The sequence below is a fragment of the Planomonospora algeriensis genome, assembly GCF_977012225.1.
Genome location: NZ_CDRNDK010000603.1, coordinates 1 through 3,170, shown reverse-complemented (window position 1 = coordinate 3,170; position 3,170 = coordinate 1). Strand labels below are relative to the sequence as shown.

The window sequence follows — 3,170 nt, the reverse complement described above, 5'->3', positions numbered from 1 at the left end:
GTCGGGCGGGCCGCGTGCGCCGGCGCCTCCGGCGGCACGCCCGCCGCCGGATCCGCCCGGTCAATCGGCCCGGTCAGACACCGGGGCGGACCGCTCCGGCGAAGGAGGAACGGTAGTAGTTCTTCAGCTTCACGATCCGGACCGTCCTGCCGCTGCTCGGCGCGTGGACCATCCTTCCCTTGCCGACGTAGATGCCGACGTGGCCCTTGCCGTAGAAGAAGAGCAGGTCACCGGGGCGCAGGCTGCGCCAGGAGACCTTCTTCCTGACGGCGCGGTACTGGCTGTGCGTGATCCGCGGGAGCCGTACCCCCGCCTTGCGCCACGAGTACTGCGCCAGGCCCGAGCAGTCGAACCCGCCGGGGCCGGTCCCGCCCCAGCGGTAGGGGTCGCCGACCTGCCGCTTGGCCACCGAGACGGCCTTCGCCGCCTTCGCCTTCTGCCGCGCGGCCTTGCTCAGCCCGGTGGCCGCCTTGGCGCCCGCCCCGGTGAGGGAGACGCCGCTCATCTGGGCGACCGCGACGGCTCCGGCCTGTACCGCGGTCGAGCCGTTCGTCGCCGCCCGCGCCTGCGCGGAATTCATTCCGACCGCGCCGGCCGACGCGGTCAGAGTGAGCGCGAAACCGCCTACAGAAAGGCGAAAAAGGCGCGACGAACAGGAGTTCTGCAGGGTGGTAGACAGGATTTCTCCTTGGGGCTTCCACTGATGCCTACCGGGTTAGCTGACGGATTCGGGCAGGGAAGACGCCCTACGGCACAACGGCGTGCCGATTCACCCCTGGCAATGGGACCATGCCTTTGGTTCCCCGGTTCCATGCCTCATGGCTGCATGGATTCGGCAGGTCACGACGGTGTCGATGGGTCGCGTGACCGCTTGGATTATTTATCTGGACACAGCCCGAGAGGCTGGTGCACTGCGACGGCATGGCTTGCTCGTCGCGACGCCAGAAGTTACCCCGATCCCCAAACTTCGGCAAAGACACCGCCCCGTTCGAAGATCGGGGAGTCTCTTCTCTCTTTTCATAACCGCTGGATAACGGCGAGTCCACCACCGCGATATGACTCTCGTCACATTTGGAAATCCACTGCCTGAACGTTGTCACTCCCGTAACTCCAGTCACAGGGGTGATGATCTCCGCCGGACGCCGAAGAGCCCGCGGGCACGGGGCTCGCGGGCTCAGGCGTCACCGGTGACGCCGGTACGGCGGGGCCGCCGCGGTCAGGGCGCGTCGGGGCCGGGAGCCGGACGGGACGCGGGGCGGCGTCAGGGACGGACCGCGCCCACCAGGCGGCGGCCGTACGACGACAGTTCGACGACCTTCACGACGTCGCCGGTCTGCGGGGCGTGGACGATCTGGCCGCCGCCCGCGTACAGGCTCACGTGCCCCAGGCCCTCGCTGAAGATGAGGTCTCCGGGCTGGAGGTCGTCCAGGGAGACCCTCCGGCTCGCCCCCCAGCTCCACTGCTCCCAGGTCGTCCGGGGGAGGCTGACGCCCCCGGCGCGCCAGGCGGCCTGGACCAGCCCGGAGCAGTCCCAGCCGCCCGGTCCCGTGCCGCCGTACTGGTACGGCTTGCCGACCTGGGCGAACGCGAACTCGAGGGCCTCACGGGCACTCCCCGAGGCCGGTCCGGTGTAGGTGATGCCGGGGCTGTTCGGATTGCCCGCCCGGTAGGCGCCGAGCTCGCGCAGGAGCTTGATCTGCGCCTTGACCATCTTGTCGGCCTTGGCCTTCTCCCTGGCCAGCTCGTCGCGGTACTCATCGGCCTCGGCCAGGGCGGCCTTGGCCTTGTCCCGGTCGGTCCGCAGCGTCTTGGTGGCCTCGTCGAAGGCGTTGAGGGACTGGGCGCGCAGGGCCGACATCTGGTCCACCGCGGCCAGGCCGCTCAGCAGGTCGCTCGGGTCGGGCCGGGTGATCAGGCCCTCCCAGCCGGTCACCGTGCCCGCCTGGTAGCCGCTGACCGCCATCGTGACCAGATCCCGGCGCAGCCCGGCGACCTTCGCGCTCTGCTTCTCCAGGGCGCCGTTGAGCGTCCGGTAGCGCGTGCGGGCCTTCTTCCACTTCTCGCCGGCCTGGTTGTACTTCTCGACGATCTTGTCGGCCTGGTCGTTGAGCTTCTCCAGCTTCTTCTTGGCCTGGGCGATCGTCGGCTTCGGCTCGGCGAGCGCGTCGCCGGCCGGCAGCGCCGGCAGCAGGAACGCCACGAGAGCCAGTCCGGCCGCCACGGGCACCCGCCCATAACACTTCGGCATACCCGCCACGGCCACTACTACGCCCTCCCGCCGTAAAGACCTGGGGCGAATAGTACAGAATCAGTAAGGTCCAGCTCACCTTTTCGCCCGCTTCCCCGCCTTCCCCTCTCACCGGACGCGGCCCGGCGGAGATCAGCGAAATCCCGGCGGCGGAGGCGCGGCGAGGCCCGGGAGCGGCTCCGAGGCAGGCGGGACGCGCTCCGGCGGGGCGGCGGAGACGGGAGGCCCGACAGAGGGCTCAGCCGCGCCCGAGGCGCTTCAGGAGCAGCGCGGCGGGCACCGGCCGCGCCCCCATGCGGCGGACCGATTCGGCCACCTCGCGGTCGGAGGAGACCACCGCGAGCGCCCGCCCGACGGGCTCGGCGCGGACCAGCTGGCGGATCAGGTCGTCGGCGATCTGCCCCGGCGCGCTGAACAGCACCCTGACCCCTCGCGGCGCCGACACCGGGACCGGCCCGTCCAGCTCGGCGCCGTCGAAGACGCAGGTCAACTCGGTCCGGGTCTGCGCGTACAGCGCGCCGAGCCCGGTGAGCAGGCGGTTGCGCTGGTCGGCCAGGGTGAGGGTGCCGTAGCCGGTCTTCGTCACGTTGTAGCCGTCCACGATCAGGTGGATCTGCGGCAGCGCGAGCAACTGGTCGAGCAGGGCGGGGTCGTCGTCGGCGAGCGCCCGGGCGGGCACCGCCCGGACCCCCGGCCTGCCGGGGGCGACCGAGGCGACGGAGTCGGCCGGCCGGTTGATGCCCGAGGGCAGCGCCAGCTCCCTGCGCAGCCCGGCCGCGGCGTCCGCGAGCGCGTCGAGCAGCACCCGGACCTTGGTGTCCTCCTCGCTCCGGCCCTCCCGGGCCGGCCCGGCGGGCGGCCTCCAGCTGCCGCTCGGAGTCGGCCAGGCGCTCCCGCAGCCGGCGCAGCTCGCTCTCCCCCG

Annotated in this window: 2 protein-coding genes, 1 pseudogene and 1 riboswitch; all 3 genes and pseudogenes read right to left on the bottom strand. The window is 71.5% G+C overall.

Annotated features, from left to right (window positions below; genetic code table 11):
* Window positions 1-73: 73 nt before the first annotated feature.
* Window positions 74-580 carry a C40 family peptidase gene (locus ACWJ6R_RS33170; RefSeq protein WP_449066005.1) on the bottom strand — a complete coding sequence of 169 codons (507 nt, stop codon included), beginning with the start codon at window positions 578-580 and terminating at the stop codon, window positions 74-76.
* A gap of 109 nt (window positions 581-689) precedes the next feature.
* Window positions 690-848, bottom strand: a riboswitch (cyclic di-AMP (ydaO/yuaA leader).
* Window positions 849-1,261: 413 nt separating this feature from the next.
* Complete coding sequence (locus ACWJ6R_RS33165) at window positions 1,262-2,248, bottom strand: NlpC/P60 family protein (RefSeq protein WP_449066004.1); 987 nt, start codon at window positions 2,246-2,248, stop codon at window positions 1,262-1,264.
* A gap of 238 nt (window positions 2,249-2,486) precedes the next feature.
* Window positions 2,487-3,170 (bottom strand): annotated as a pseudogene (locus ACWJ6R_RS33160) (NYN domain-containing protein); the annotation flags it as partial.